This window comes from Rhizobium sp. C104 (assembly GCF_022354505.1).
Classification (GTDB): Bacteria; Pseudomonadota; Alphaproteobacteria; order Rhizobiales; family Rhizobiaceae; genus Rhizobium; species Rhizobium redzepovicii.
Genome location: NZ_CP092352.1, coordinates 345,345 through 358,609, shown reverse-complemented (window position 1 = coordinate 358,609; position 13,265 = coordinate 345,345). Strand labels below are relative to the sequence as shown.

Here is a 13,265-nt window from a genome sequence, read left to right as displayed (position 1 = left end):
TCGAAGCATCGCCTTTCGGGTCTACGAAGCCCCGACGCCGGCGGCGAAGATTGCGATGCAGCGGCGAAGATGGGCGAGCAGTCCGGCCCGGTCGGGCCAGGCTTGGGCGCGCCCTTCCGGCGGGCCCATACCGCCGAAGATCATGTCCATCAGCATCCGGGCTCCGCTCGCCGGATCATCAAGGGTCAATCTGCCTTCCGCCCGACGATCGCTCAACCAGTCGGCGAGGTGTTGACGGCTGGCAAGCATGCCTTCGTGCTGCAGAATGTCGATAAGCTCTGGAAACTGCGCCGCTTCGCGAAAGACGAGCTGCAGAAAACCGGCGCGGTCCGCATCCTTCTCCTCATCCATGTCGATCATGAAGATATGTTCGAGGCTTTCGGCGATCGGAAGGTCTTCCGCGGGCCTCGGCAGGTCGAGCATCAGGCGCCGATGGGCGCCCACCACGGCGGCAAACAGCTCTTCCTTGCTCTGAAACAGCTTGTAGAGCGTCTGTTTCGAGACACCTGCCTCGGTGGCCACCACCGCGGTGGTGCTTCCGGCATAGCCGTATTTTACAAAAACACGGCGGGCGATTTCGACGATATGCGTCCGCTTGTCCTCATCGCTGGAGACTTTCGGCCGGCCTCGCTTGCGCGGCTCATCTGCGGGCTCGTCAACACCATCCATGACGATCTAAACCGCTTTACCGAAGCGCACGCCGACGGCCCGGAAAAGCGGACTGCGATTTCTGAGGGATGAGTTTTTCGGTTGTGGCATTAGTAATTTCGATTTAGAGAACTAATCAGTTCTGTAATGCGTTGCATCCCCACCCTCTTTAGCGATGGAGCGCTTATGACGACCATTTCTGCCGCAACATCGATTTCTTCCTATTCCTATAGCAAGAACTCGACATCCGCATCCCAGGACCTCCTATCCTGTAATACGGTTTCGGCAAAAAAATCAACCACAAGCCAGCAGCTCGGCGAAGACTCGACCAACAGCGTCGAAAAACTCATGTCCCAGCTGATGTCGCTGACGATGAACGGCCTTAGCGGACAGTCCGGCTCCAGCGGGGAGCAGGACGGCGACGAAGGCATGGATGTTGCGCAGCTCGACACCGATGGCGACGGCTATGTGAGCAAGGCCGAGTTCGTCGCAGCCAGGCCATCCGACGTGACCGAGGATCAGGCGGGCACGCTGTTCGACAGCTTCGACAGCGAAGATTCCGGCTCGCTGTCGGTCGATGCGCTCACCGAGGCCATGTCCGCCCAGAGATCGGGGCGAGCCGGCGGGCCACCGCCGCCGCCCGAAGGCGATGACGAGCTTTCATCGCTGCTCTCCGATCTCGATACAGATGGAGACGGGCTGGTGAGCAAGGCGGAATTCGTCGCAGGCCGGCCGTCCGACGTGAGCGAGGATCAGGCAGGCACGCTGTTCGACAGCTTCGACAGCGAAAGCGCCGGCTCGCTGTCGGTCGATGCATTGACCGAGGCGATGTCCGCTCAGTCGTCGCAACGCCCCGAGGGACCGCCACCGCCGCCGCCCGCTGACGATGAGCAGACCGCATCCCTGCTGTCCGATCTCGATACCGATGGAGACGGGCTCGTATCATTGGACGAGTTCATGGTTGGCAGGCCGGACGACGTCACCGAAAGCCAGGCGAGCCAGCTATTCGATCTTCTCGACACATCGGGCAGCGGTTCATTGTCCGCAAGCACCACGAGCTGACAGCCGACAAGGAGCGTCGCGTCGCAGTCGCTGGAGAAGCTGCAATGCGGCGGTCTGACAGCGGCCCGGCAATCGAGCCGGCAGAGCTTTCAGCCGGGCCGCTGAACTATCGAAGTATTCACATGGTGCACCGTGACAGGCGCACCGCACCAGCGCGCGGATGAGCCGCAGCGCCTATCGCCATTACGGGGTCAATCCAGACAATCAGATCATCCACCGGTGTGGGCTTTGCCCGGCGCCAGCGATGTCGTGCGCCCGTTATTCGGGCCTGGAGGCCTCTCGTCACATGGCATGTTCCCAAACCTTAAAGGATTGAGCCATGAGCATTTTTGGAAGCATGAAAACCGCCGTCTCCGGCATGAGCGCCCAGGCAAACCGGCTGAGCACGGTTTCCGACAATATCGCCAACGCAAACACGGTCGGCTACAAAGCCGTCTCCACATCCTTCTCGTCGCTGGTGCTGCCGTCGTCCTCAGGCAATTACAATTCCGGCGGCGTCCAGACATCCGTGCGCCAGGCGATTTCTCAACAGGGCGACATTTCCTATACGACCTCGGATTATGACCTGGCGATATCAGGAGATGGCTTCTTCATCGTGCAAAGCGCCGACGGCACGCCGGTCCTCACCCGGGCCGGCGACTTCTCCGTCGACAGCGACGGCAACCTGGTCAACGGCGCCGGATTTACCCTCATGGGATATTCCTATGATTCAGGTGTGCCTGCGGTTGTTGTCAACGGCTTCGATGGGCTGGTGCCGGTCAACGTGTCCCAATCGGGATTGAGCGCGGTTGCTTCGACCAGCGCCTATTTCAGCGGCAACCTGAATTCCGAGGCAACCGTCGTCACCGACACGACAACGCTGCCGAGCGCCAACACGTCCGATGTCACCGACGATACGCAGAAGATGTCGCTGGTTGCCTATGACAGCCTCGGCGGCACCGTCCAGTACGACTACTATTTCACCAAGACGGGTGTCACGACGGATTCCGCCGGCGCGGTCACCGGAAGCACCTGGGAGGTAGCAGTTTACCGCAATGCCGATGCCACCACCGGCGGCACGACGTCCTTCCCTTACTCCTCCGACGCCGTCAGCGTTGCGACACTCTCCTTCGACGCCGACGGTCAGCTGACCTCTGCGACCGATACCGATATCGTCGATGCGGTCACCGCACAGACGATCACCATGGATTATTCGGACTTTACCCAGCTCGCCTCCGACTTCTCGGCGACGGGCTCGGCCGACGGTCAGGCCGCAAGTGCGGTGAGTTCGGTATCCATCGGCACGGACGGGGTGGTGTCGGTTTCCTATGCGAACGGGGCGACCAAGGCTCTCTATCAGATCCCGCTTGCGACGGTCGCCAGCCGCGACAATCTGACGCTGCTCAGCGGCAACGTCTACAGCGCCAACGGCCAGTCGGGCGTTACCGTCACCGGCTTTCCGCAGACAAACGGGCTCGGCTCCATCCAGTCCGGCGCCCTCGAGAGCTCGAACGTCGATCTCGCTGGCGAACTGACGGAGATGATCGAGGCACAGCGCAGCTATACCGCCAATTCGAAGGTGTTTCAAACCGGCTCCGATATCATGGATGTCCTCGTCAACCTGAAGCGATAGAGGGAGCAGCTGAATGTCGCTCACCTCCGCCTTGAACAGCGTCCAAAGTATTTTCAACAATACGGGCCAGCAGAGCAGCGTCGTCTCGACCAACATCGCCAATGTCGGAAATTCCGACTATGTGAGACGGGAGGCGTCGATCACGACGTCTCTCTCCGGCGCCCAGGTCGTCAGCATCAGCCGAGCGCAGGAAACTGCGCTGCTGGCGCAATATCTGCAATCGAACTCCAAGGACAGCGCCCAGCAGACGCTGGTGACCGGCCTCGAAAGCTTGAAGTCGCTGATGGGCGGCCACGACTACGAGACCTCGCCGAGCACATACCTCTCGGCATTTCAGCAGGCGCTGCAGACCTTCGCCACATCGCCGAGCAGCACGACCGCGGCGCAATCGGCCGTCACCGCCGCGCAGGATCTTGCCAATTCGCTGAATACCGCAAGCGACGGCGTCCAGTCGATCCGAGCCGATGCCGATGCGGAGATCGCCACGCAGGTCTCCTCGCTGAATACGCTGTTGTCGCAGTTCGAGACGGCCAACAATGCCGTCAAGCTGGCGACGGCGACCGGCGCCGATACCTCCTCGGCGCTCGACGAACGAGAAAAGCTGTTGAAGCAGATCTCCTCGATCGTCGGCGTCACCACGGCCGTGCGCGACAACAACGACATGGCGCTCTACACCTCCGACGGCACCGTGCTGTTCGAGACCGTACCGCGCACCGTCACATACGTGCCGACGACAACCTATGTGGCCGGAACGGAGGGCAATTCGGTCTATATCGACGGCGTTGCGCTCGACGCCGGCGAGGGATCGACGACCAGCGCCTCGGGCAGCCTGCAGGCGCTGCTGCAGCTTCGCGACGACATCGCACCGACATTCCAGGCCCAACTCGACGAGATCGCCAAGTCGCTCGTTCAGGCCTTCTCGGAAACCGACGGCAGCACCAGCGCGCCCGGACTTTTCGTCTGGACCACCGCGTCGGGGACATCAGGGGGAACACCGTCGGATTCCGACGATATCACCGGCATCGCGTCGTCGATCTCGGTCAATCTTGCCGTCGTTACCAGCGAGGGCGGTGATGCCACGAAGCTGCGCGACGGAACGATCAGCGGCATCACCGATCTCAACAGCTCGGGAGACAGCGGTTTCTCGGACAATCTCGACGCCCTCTATACGGCGTTGACGGAACAGCGCTCGTTCTCCTCGGACGCCGGTCTTTCCACCACGCAAAGCCTGATGGATTACGCCAGCTCCTCCATCGGCTGGTTGGAACAATATCGCAGCGATGCGACGTCGGCCTCCGAAAACACGACTGCCGCGCTGTCGCGCTCCGACGAGGCCTATTCCAACGAAGCCGGCGTCAACCTCGACGAGGAGCTGACGCTCCTTCTCGATATCGAACAATCCTACAAGGCGGCGACGAAGATCCTGAACGTCATCGACGAGATGTTCAAGTCGCTCCTCGACATAGCGAGCTAGTTATGAAAGCCTCTTTTGTCTCATCATCTGCGATGCAGAACGTCCTGCGGCTGACCATCAGCCAGTCCCAGAGCAAGCTGCAGCAGGCCTCGACGGAAGCGACGACCGGAACCTACGCCGATATCGGCGTATCGCTTGGCGCCGGCACCGCAAGAACGATCAACCTCACCAGTGCTATCGACCAGGCCGCCTCATTCCAGACGAGCAACGCCGTCGTCGAACTGCGCATGGACGCATCGCAGACCGCCCTTTCCAGCCTCAAGGATGCCGGCGACAGCCTGGTCTCGAACCTGACCGCGCTCCAGGCGAGCCAGGATACGACCAGCATCGCCGTTGCCCTGCAGACCGCAGCCTCCACGATTTCGCAGCTGATCTCGACGGCAAATACCTCAGTCAACGGCGAGTTCCTGTTTGGCGGAACCAACCTCGACAGCCAGCCGCTGACCGATCAGTCCTCCACGGTTTCGGATGCGATCGTCACGGCGCTCGGCGACTATGCAACCGGTCTTGGAAAAGACGTCAACGAGCTGACCGGAGAGGAAATCGGCACATTCATCATCGACACGGTCGAGCCGATGTTTTCCGAAAGCGGCTGGACGGACGCTTCCACAGGTTGGTCGACTGCCTCCAGCACCGACATGACGAGCCGTATCAGCGGCTCGGAAACCATCACCTCGTCCACCAACGCCAATTCCGAAGGCATGCGCTATCTGGCGCTTGCCTCCGTCGTCGTCTCCGCCCTCTTCGGCCAGGATCTGAGCTCCGATGCGCAGAGCACCGTCGCGACGAAGTCGATCGGTTATGCGGCGCAGGCGACATCGGGCATCGTCACACAGCAAAGCCAGCTCGGCCTCTCGCAGGAGCGGCTCGAAAAGGCAAATGACGCCCTCGATGCCCAGTCAAGCCTGCTCCAGGGAAAGCTCGTCGATCTCCAGGGCGTGGATGCCTACGAGGCGTCGACGCTCGTCAACCAGCTGCAGACGCAGCTGGAAACGGCCTACACGCTCGTCTCGAAACTCCAGGGCCTGAGCCTGGTCAACTATCTCTGACGGATTGAACATGCGGGAATTCAAACGGTTGCAAATGCCGGCCTTAACCAGAGAGCCTAACTCGAGCTGCTCCGAAATCGTGGCGGAGGCGGCCTTCGCGCTTGCCTCCGGCATCATCAACACGATCCCTTTCGTCGGAAACAAACTCGACGAACAACAGGCCCAGGCCTGGCCGCGATCGGGGATTTTCACCGATGACGGCGTCGAGATGACGGGCACGCCGCCTGAAATATTCGAGCTTTGCGAGCTCCTGGCGTCGTATATCGAGAAAGGCTCGTCATTCGACGTCTTCGAGGTTTTCCACAAGATTGCTCGGATCGACCGATTGATCGACTGGCGTCAGGGCGCCTTGCTTTCCCCGAGTCGGAAAACACAAGGCATTGATAGACTATGTAAAATACCCTCCGGAAGGTGTTGTAATCCGGCCCGCGTCGCCAGGGAGCATGGCATAGGTTGGGCTTGCATGTCGCCTGTGCGTTGCGGCAGGGTGGACCTTGCCTTAAAGGAGACCGAGGCTGCTTCCGAAGGTCTTTCGGCAACGGTCTTTCAGGGACCAAGTGTGTTGTCGATGTCAAAGCCGCGCGCGAAGCTGCCATTCTCCGAAGAGACCTCGCAGGCCATGCTGATCCGCGTCCTGCGCCCGCTGGTCAAACTCGCTCTCGCTTCCGGTTTTAACTTCACCGCCTTTACCACCGTGCTTCGCCGCCTTTACATCGAAGTGGCGGAGAAGGAATTCGCGCTGCCGAACAAGCAGCAGACGGATAGCCGCATCTCGCTCCTGACAGGCATCCACCGCAAGGACGTCAACCGGCTACGCGGACTGGCGCTCGACCCCTCATTCCTCACCGTCGGCGTTTCACAGACGAGCCGCATCCTTGCGCGCTGGCTTGCCGACCCGCTCTATTGCGACGCCGAGGACAGGCCGAGCGCCCTGCCCCGAACATCAAGCGACGGCAGTCCGTCATTCGAGAGCCTGGTGAGCGACATCACCAAAGACGTCCACCCGCGCTCCATCCTGGACGAATGGCTGGACCGAGGCATCGTCGTTCTTGATGAGGACGGCCGGGTCCAGCTCGACCTCTCATCGATCGTCCCGAATGCCGGGGACGACGCTCGCCGGCATTATTTCACCCGTAACCTTCGTGATCATGTGCAGGCGTCGGTCATGAACTTGATGAACGAGCCTCCTCCCTATTTCGAACGCGCCGTTCACTATGACGGCATGTCGCCCGCGCTGGCGGCCCGGCTCGACGAGCTTGCGCGCCAGGAAAGTATGACGCTGCTCCTGAAGCTCAACAAGATCGCCCATCAGGCGATCAAGGACGATCCCGGCGGCAGCAGCCGCTGGATCGCGGGGCTCTATATCATGACCGAGGAACGCGAAACGGATCCTGCGGCAGAAACCGCCTCCAATCAGGAGATCGACGAATGAGCCCGTCGGCGATCTCGAGAAGACAGTTTCTGCTGGGCGGCATCGCGCTTCAGGTCCTGCGGCCGGAACTTGCCGCCGCGCAGCCGACAGGCACCAGCGATCACCGAATCGGCGGGTCCGGTCTTGCCATCCAGGGAGGCGGCGAGAACGAAGATCATGGGATCGGCGGAACCGGTATTGTCGGGACCATCCAGGGTTTCGGCAGCATCATCGTCAACAATATCCACATACCGTTCAGCGCGACGACGCCGGTCGAGATCGACGGGCGACGCGTACCCGCGAGCGCGATGAAAGTCGGCCATGTCGCCCGGGTGCTGCTGACCGGAAAGCGCGCGGCCCGCATTACGATCGTCAGCGAGGTTCAGGGCCGTATCGACCGGATCGATAAGACCGGGATAAGGATACTTTCGCAAACCGTCGACACATCGGGTTTAGCGACGAAGGGCTTGCGGAAAGGCAAACGGGTCGCCGTGTTCGGCATCCGCAAACCAGACGGCACGATCATTGCCCGGCGTATCGAGCCCCGCTCCGTGTCCGACGGCGCCCATCTCCGCGGCGTTCCCGTCAAGAGCGGCAACCGCGTCCTGATCGGCGGCCTGTCGCTTGGAAGCACGCATGGCTACCTCGCCGGCAAACAAACGCTCGTGCGTCTCAAGGCGGTCGCCGACCGATTGGTGATTACCCGCGTTCAGACCGAACCCGTGGTGCCGGGCCTCAAACGCGGCACCGTCAATATCGAGACGTTCCGGCCAACGGACAGAGGCGAGGCGGGTTCCGGACTTGGGGCGCACCGTCCGGCTCGATGCGGCTCTCTGCCGATGGTCATGGCTTCGTCGATATCGGCGTCCGCGATTCGAGCAGAATGACCGGCTTTCCCGGAATGGGTCCCGATGGCTTTGGTTCCCGCCCGCCACACGGCCCTGGGGATGGACCGCGGCCCGATCACGCGCCTTTCGGCAGAGGCGGGCCCGGCGGAGATTTTCCCGCTCCGGACAGGCGAGGCCCGCCACCCGGCGCTGGCGAGCCACCTCCGGGGTCGCCGCCCCCGGATCCGGGTCCGCACTGAAAACGCAGTCACCCATATTGACATATGGGAAATTTTCCCATTTTATTGCCCTTGCGAATCCGCATTGGGTGATTCCAGGACGGGTTTGCCGATTGGCTAACGGGTTCGCCCCACGCCCGCTAGCCAATCGCTTGATTTCAAAATGCTTATTAAGACAAACCGCGTGCACGCGTGCGGCGATGGCCCACCGCTCGATGGCGCCGTCCGAACGAGATCGTCATTGCACAAGAGGAATCAGAAATTGCTTTTGCTGGAACGCGAACCGGATATTTCGATCGAGATGGACGAGCCGACCGTCGTCGCGACCTGGGAAAACCGCACGCAAATCATCGAAATCATGCAGAGCGCGCGTGAGATGAGCCAGGAATTCCAAAATCTTTGGAAGAACAGCGGCGAAACGGGCCGGCTCAGCCAGGACGATACGGATAGATTGGTCGAGCTGCTGCGCGAGATCGGCGACCTCAATAATACGCTGATGCGATTGGCCTAACTACCTTCACCGCCTGGTACGCTCGGCCTGACATATCCCACAATGTTCAAGAGCCCACTCGACAATCTCGGCGACCGAGCGATTTTCGCGGCGGGCAAGCCGTGCAAGATCACGTGCCTTTACACTTCGTACGGCAGCCGAAGTTCAGTCATATTGATCTCCTCTTCGATGAACATAACGCTCATTATTCCCGTCAGCGGGACGAAGATGTTGCTGCCAAAATAGCCGTAGTCTCTGATCCCCCCAATTTTGGACGCCTGTTACTGTCCCATACAGGCCAGTCAACTTCTAATCTCCAGAAGAATTAACCATATTTCAGCGTTCGCGCGAAATAATGGGGTACGTAGATCAGGCATCTCGCGAGCGAGAAGCCAAAAATTATTTGGAGACGGTCCTTTGGCTTTTACTATTGCCCGTAGCCTGGTGGCATTTGGTGTCGCCGTTTCAGCAGGTCTTTTCATGTCGATCGGGTTACAGCAATCGGCCCTCGAACGGCTGAAGGTCAACGGCCCGGTTTACGAGCAGGTCGTCTACGGCAAGGATTTGATCGCCGATATTCTGCCGCCGCCGCTGTTTGTGGTCGAATCCTACATGTTGTCCTTCGAGGCCAGCAAGTTTCCCGAGCTCACCGACACCAATCTTGCCAAGATCGCCAATCTCAAGGCCGCTTACGACGACCGCCGCGCCTATTGGAAAACCACCCAGCTACCGCAGGCGTTGAAGGACGAGCTTGAAAACGATGTCATCGCCAAAGGCGACAAATTCTGGGACGTGATGAACCGCGAGATCATTCCGGCGCTGACCGCCAAAGACGAGGACAAGGCGCATGGTGCGATCGAGCAATTACGCGTCGCCTTCCATTCGCACCAGGACGCTGTCGAAAAACTTGTCGCCAATTCCGATGCCTTCCTGAAGGGCGAGGAGCGCAATGCCGCCTCGGAAATCGTCACCTGGACGATCTATGCTGGTGGCGCTGGCTTCGGATCCTTCGCTTTGCTGCTGGTCGGGCTCTATCTCCTGCGCCGCCGGGCCATCGTGCCGCTCGACGGCATGAAAGCCTATATGGGCAACCTCGCTGACGGCGATTTTTCGACCGAGGTTCCCTATGCCAGCCGTTCCGACGAGATCGGCGCCATGTCGAAGGCCGTGGCGGTTTTCCGCCGCAACGCGCTCGAGCGGCAGGACGCGCAAAAGCGCGAGACGGCGCTTCGCGATGCGGAATTTGAACGCGAACGCAGCCAGATGGCCGAAAAGTCCGCCGAAGAGCAGGTCCGCGAAACGGTGATCGCTCAACTGACCCACGGCTTGGACCAGCTATCGCACGGCAATCTCGATTGCCGGATCGCCACACCCTTTGCCGCCACTTACGAGACTTTGCGCGCCAAGTTCAACGACAGCATGGATGCGCTTTGTGCCTCGATGGCCGAGATCGCCCAGACCTCCAAACAAGTGGATAGCGCCTCGGCCGACATTACCGGTGCAACCGAGAGCCTCGCATCGCGCACGGAACAGCAAGCCGCGATGCTCGAAGAGGCCACCGCCGCGCTCGGTGAGATGAACGCCAAGGCGAAAGACGCCTCCGATCATGCCGGCAAGGCGACCGGCATGATGGCCGAGACCCGCAACAGCGCCGAACATTCGGCGGCCGTCGTCCGCGAAGCGATCGCCGCCATGGAACGGATCGAGGGCTCGTCCTCGCAGATCGGCGACATCGTCAACGTCATCGATGAAATCGCCTTCCAGACCAATCTCCTGGCGCTGAATGCGGGGGTTGAGGCGGCTCGCGCAGGCGAAGCCGGCAAGGGTTTTGCCGTCGTGGCGCAGGAGGTGCGGGAACTTGCCATGCGCTCGGCCAACGCCGCCAAGGAGATCAGGGCTCTGATTTCCACATCGTCCTCGCAGGTTTCCAACGGGGTGGAGCTTGTCAACCGCACCGGCAAGGCACTTCAGGAAATCGAAGGACAGGTCGAGCAGGTTGCCGCGCTCATCGCCCGGATCGTGTCCGTATCCTCCGAGCAGGCGGTGGCGATCCGCGAGATCAATGCCTCCGTCAATGCTCTCGACCAAGTGACGCAACACAACGCGACGATGGCCGTCGAAACCGCTTCGGCCTGCCGCGCGCTCGGCACCCAAACGCAGACATTGGAAGGCGTCGTCAGGCGCTTTCAGATCGACGCGGCAGCGAGCATGTCAAGGCCGCGTCAAGCGGCTTGATTGCCGGCCTCTTCAGCCGGTGACGATCGCGACCACGGCGACGCAATCGCCTGATTTGACCAGTCCGGGAAAATGCCGGGCGCAGAGGATGCCATCCATGCCGGCGCGGACCTCGTGGGGGGCCACTCCGGTCCGCCCTGTCGGATAGATGCGAGCGATGACAGCATCCTTACCGACGGCTTCACCGAGATCGATGACGGGCTCGATCAACCCGCCCTCCTCAGCGAAGGAAAAACACCGGCCGTCCGGCATGTCGAGCCAGGCCGTCGGACCGATATCGGCGGCGCCCGCAACGATCCCGGCGTGGCGCAGCACGTTCATGGTGCCGCGCTTGGCAATCGCCGCACTCTTGGCCGTAGCCGTCCCGCCGCCGCCGAGTTCCGTGGTGATGAAGACCTTGCCCATCTCCTCGGCGGCAGTGTCGTACATGCCGACCGCATCGATCTCCAGCATCTTCATCGAATAGGGCGCGGCAAAGGCCGTCACATATTCGAACGCCTGCACCTCTTGCTGTTTGTTCGGCAGGATATGGGCCGCACAGAACGGGAGAAAATCGAGCGTCTTGCCGCCGGAATGAAAATCGAGAACCAGATCGGCCATCGGCAGGAGCACACGCTGGAAATAGTCGGCGATCTTCTGCGTCACCGTGCCGTCCGGACGGCCCGGAAAGCTGCGGTTCATGTTGCCCCTGTCGATCGGCGAAGTCCGGGTTCCCGCAAGGAACGCCGGATAATTCATCGCCGGCACGATAATGACGGCGCCGCGCACCGCCTCGGCCTTCAGCGAGCGGGCAAGGTCGAAAAGCGCGATCGGTCCCTCATACTCGTCGCCGTGATTGCCGCCGGTCAGCAGCGCCGTCGGCCCTTTGCCGTTCCTGACGACCGTTATCGGGATCATCACGGAACCCCAGGCGGAATCGTCGCGGCTGTAAGGCAGCCTCAGGAACCCGTGCTGGACGCCCTCGGCGGTGAAATCCACCGTCGCGCTGATCGGCGACGGCCGCAAGCCAATCTCTGTCATGACAGCCTCAATCCTTGACCATCAGCCTGCGCGGCACATCGGCGAAGCATTCGACGCCGCTTTCGGTGATCAGGATGCTCTCGGTCGTCTCGAAGCCCATGTCGTCGAGCCAGAGGCCGGTCATGAAATGGAAAGTCATGCCGGGCTTCAGCTCCGTCCGGTCGCCCGGCCGCAGGCTCATGGTGCGCTCGCCCCAGTCCGGCGGATAAGACAGACCGATCGGGTAACCGGTGCGGTTATCCTTGACGATGCCGTATTTCTTCAGCACCGCGAAGAAGGCGTTGGCGATGTCCTCGCAGGTGTTGCCGGGCTTGGCGACGGCAAGACCGGCCTCCATGCCTTCGAGCGTTGCTTTTTCGGCATCGAGAAAAGCCTGCGTCGGCTTGCCGAGGAAAACGGTGCGCGACAGCGGCAGGTGATAGCGGTTGTAGCAGCCGGCAATCTCGAAGAAGGTGCCTTCGCCCTTTTTCAGCGGCCGGTCGTCCCAGGTCAGATGCGGTGCGGATGCCTCGACGCCGGATGGCAGCAAAGGCACGATCGCCGGATAATCGCCGCCGATGCCATCGACGCCACGGGTGCCGGCATCATAGATTTCCGCGACCAGATCGCACTTACGCATGCCAACTTCGATTTTGTCGAAGATGCGGGCATGCATCGCCTCGACGATGCGGGCGGCATTGCGCATATATTTGATTTCGGTCTCGCTTTTGACCGCCCGCTGCCAGTTGACCAGCGCGGTCGCGTCGACGAAGCGCGCGTTCGGCAGATGTTTCTGCAGCGCGGCGAAGGCGGCTGCCGAGAACCAGTAATTGTCCATCTCGACGCCTATCGTCAGCTTGCTAGAGCCGCGCTCGGTCAGGATGCCGGAGAGGTAATCCATCGGATGGCGCTCGGTCGACTGCACGTAGTGATCGGGATAGCCGACGATGTTATCGTGCTTCAGATAGGTGGTGAACTTGGCGCCGTTGGCATCCTGCCCGCGGCCAAACCAGATCGGCTCGCCCTCAGGCGGAACGATCACCGCCTGGTGCACGTAGAAGGACCAGCCGTCATAGCCGGTCAGCCAGGCCATGTTCGACGGGTCGCTGACAACAAGCAGGTCGACGCCCTTCGCCTCCATGGCGCGCCGTGTCTTTTCCAGCCGCGCGGCATATTCGCCGAGCGAAAACTTCAGATTGGGCTGGGTCATGTTTCTTCC

The 13,265-nt window shown here is 61.1% G+C and carries 10 protein-coding genes and 2 pseudogenes; 8 read left to right on the top strand and 4 right to left on the bottom strand.

The window, feature by feature from the left end:
* Positions 1-21 precede the first annotated feature (21 nt).
* On the bottom strand, positions 22-669 hold the full coding sequence (locus MF410_RS29770; RefSeq protein WP_097629410.1) for a TetR/AcrR family transcriptional regulator: 648 nt from the start codon (positions 667-669) through the stop codon (positions 22-24).
* A gap of 165 nt (positions 670-834) precedes the next feature.
* Here MF410_RS29770 and MF410_RS29765 point away from each other — a divergent pair, with 165 nt between their 5' ends.
* The 7 genes and pseudogenes from MF410_RS29765 to MF410_RS29735 all read left to right on the top strand — a co-directional run bounded on the left by MF410_RS29765 (position 835) and on the right by MF410_RS29735 (position 8,833).
* A complete protein-coding gene (locus MF410_RS29765; protein ID WP_097629409.1) occupies positions 835-1,710 on the top strand; it encodes an EF-hand domain-containing protein in 876 nt (291 codons plus the stop codon).
* A 319-nt stretch (positions 1,711-2,029) separates the two neighbouring features.
* Complete coding sequence (locus MF410_RS29760; protein WP_097629408.1) at positions 2,030-3,322, top strand: flagellar hook protein FlgE; 1,293 nt, start codon at positions 2,030-2,032, stop codon at positions 3,320-3,322.
* Positions 3,323-3,335: 13 nt separating this feature from the next.
* Positions 3,336-4,796, top strand: a complete 1,461-nt coding sequence (flgK, locus tag MF410_RS29755) for a flagellar hook-associated protein FlgK (protein ID WP_097629407.1) — start codon at positions 3,336-3,338, stop codon at positions 4,794-4,796.
* 2 nt (positions 4,797-4,798) lie between these two features.
* Positions 4,799-5,845, top strand: coding sequence for a flagellar hook-associated family protein (locus MF410_RS29750; RefSeq protein ID WP_097629406.1), 1,047 nt, complete (start codon positions 4,799-4,801; stop codon positions 5,843-5,845).
* A gap of 568 nt (positions 5,846-6,413) precedes the next feature.
* Positions 6,414-7,277 carry a DUF6502 family protein gene (locus MF410_RS29745; protein WP_097629456.1) on the top strand — a complete coding sequence of 288 codons (864 nt, stop codon included), beginning with the start codon at positions 6,414-6,416 and terminating at the stop codon, positions 7,275-7,277.
* Positions 7,274-8,343: pseudogene (locus tag MF410_RS29740) on the top strand (DUF5666 domain-containing protein). The gene MF410_RS29745 and the pseudogene MF410_RS29740 overlap by 4 nt, the downstream one beginning before the upstream one ends.
* Before the next feature lie 241 nt (positions 8,344-8,584).
* A complete protein-coding gene (locus tag MF410_RS29735; RefSeq protein ID WP_097629455.1) occupies positions 8,585-8,833 on the top strand; it encodes a hypothetical protein in 249 nt (82 codons plus the stop codon).
* 45 nt (positions 8,834-8,878) lie between these two features.
* On the opposite strand, the pseudogene MF410_RS29730 reads toward MF410_RS29735, so the two are convergent.
* Positions 8,879-8,968, bottom strand: a pseudogene (locus tag MF410_RS29730) (plasmid stabilization protein); the annotation flags it as partial.
* Between the two features lie 261 nt (positions 8,969-9,229).
* Here MF410_RS29730 and MF410_RS29725 point away from each other — a divergent pair.
* Positions 9,230-11,047: a methyl-accepting chemotaxis protein gene (locus MF410_RS29725; protein WP_097629403.1), complete on the top strand. Its 1,818-nt coding sequence runs from the start codon at positions 9,230-9,232 to the stop codon at positions 11,045-11,047.
* 12 nt (positions 11,048-11,059) lie between these two features.
* Here MF410_RS29725 and doeB read toward each other — a convergent pair whose 3' ends face one another.
* Both doeB and doeA read right to left on the bottom strand, forming a co-directional pair.
* Positions 11,060-12,067 (bottom strand): N(2)-acetyl-L-2,4-diaminobutanoate deacetylase DoeB, encoded by a 1,008-nt coding sequence (gene doeB / locus MF410_RS29720; protein WP_097629402.1) that lies wholly within the window; start codon positions 12,065-12,067, stop codon positions 11,060-11,062.
* A gap of 7 nt (positions 12,068-12,074) precedes the next feature.
* Positions 12,075-13,256, bottom strand: a complete 1,182-nt coding sequence (doeA, locus tag MF410_RS29715) for an ectoine hydrolase DoeA (protein WP_097629401.1) — start codon at positions 13,254-13,256, stop codon at positions 12,075-12,077.
* Positions 13,257-13,265 lie beyond the last annotated feature (9 nt).

What these genes read in the sequence shown, in the direction of transcription:
- MF410_RS29770 (WP_097629410.1), bottom strand. Translation starts at nt 669, where the DNA reads ATGGATGGTGTTGACGAGCCCGCAGATGAGCCGCGCAAGCGAGGCCGG.
- MF410_RS29765 (WP_097629409.1), top strand. Translation starts at nt 835, where the DNA reads ATGACGACCATTTCTGCCGCAACATCGATTTCTTCCTATTCCTATAGC.
- MF410_RS29760 (WP_097629408.1), top strand. Translation starts at nt 2,030, where the DNA reads ATGAGCATTTTTGGAAGCATGAAAACCGCCGTCTCCGGCATGAGCGCC.
- flgK (WP_097629407.1), top strand. Translation starts at nt 3,336, where the DNA reads ATGTCGCTCACCTCCGCCTTGAACAGCGTCCAAAGTATTTTCAACAAT.
- MF410_RS29750 (WP_097629406.1), top strand. Translation starts at nt 4,799, where the DNA reads ATGAAAGCCTCTTTTGTCTCATCATCTGCGATGCAGAACGTCCTGCGG.
- MF410_RS29745 (WP_097629456.1), top strand. Translation starts at nt 6,414, where the DNA reads ATGTCAAAGCCGCGCGCGAAGCTGCCATTCTCCGAAGAGACCTCGCAG.
- doeB (WP_097629402.1), bottom strand. Translation starts at nt 12,067, where the DNA reads ATGACAGAGATTGGCTTGCGGCCGTCGCCGATCAGCGCGACGGTGGAT.
- doeA (WP_097629401.1), bottom strand. Translation starts at nt 13,256, where the DNA reads ATGACCCAGCCCAATCTGAAGTTTTCGCTCGGCGAATATGCCGCGCGG.